The organism is Bacillus sp. Je.9.29.b, from assembly GCF_051129925.1.
In the GTDB taxonomy this organism is placed as follows: Bacteria; Bacillota; Bacilli; order Bacillales; family Bacillaceae; genus Bacillus; species Bacillus safensis.
In genome coordinates, this window is the sequence record NZ_JBCPSO010000022.1 from 1 (window position 1) to 468 (window position 468).

General features: G+C 62.4%; 1 protein-coding gene. It reads right to left on the reverse strand.

From position 1 onward, the window contains the following. Positions 1 to 127: 127 nt before the first annotated feature. On the reverse strand, positions 128 to 468 hold a 341-nt coding region (gene rnhA / locus AAZR19_RS18915), incomplete at its 5' end, for a ribonuclease HI (RefSeq protein ID WP_434703989.1).

Consider the following 468-nt stretch of genomic DNA (forward strand, 5'->3'; position numbering starts at 1 on the left):
CCGATGCCCCTCACTGACCGGCATGCCGGTCGTTTCGGTATCGAGGACGACGAATCTGCTGTTCTGCTGCACCACGCGGGTGGCTCCAACTTGTACTTCAAGGGAAAGCCGGCGATTGTACCCCAGCTCAGCGCTTGGCGCGTACCGCGTCGACGCCGCGGTTGGCCAACTGGTCGGCGCGTTCGTTGCCAGGGTGGCCGATATGCCCGCGCACCCATTTCCAGGTGACCTTGTGTCGGTTGACCTGCTCGTCGAGCTCGCGCCACAAGTCAGCGTTTTTCACCGGCTCCTTGGCCGCGGTCTTCCAACCGCGCTTCTTCCAATTGGCCATCCACTCGTTGATGCCCTTCATCACGTACTGCGAGTCGGTGGTCAGCACCACCTCGCATTCACGCTTGAGCGCCCGCAGGCCTTCGATCGCCGCCATTAGTTCCATGCGATTGTTGGTGGTCTCGAGCTCACCGCCCC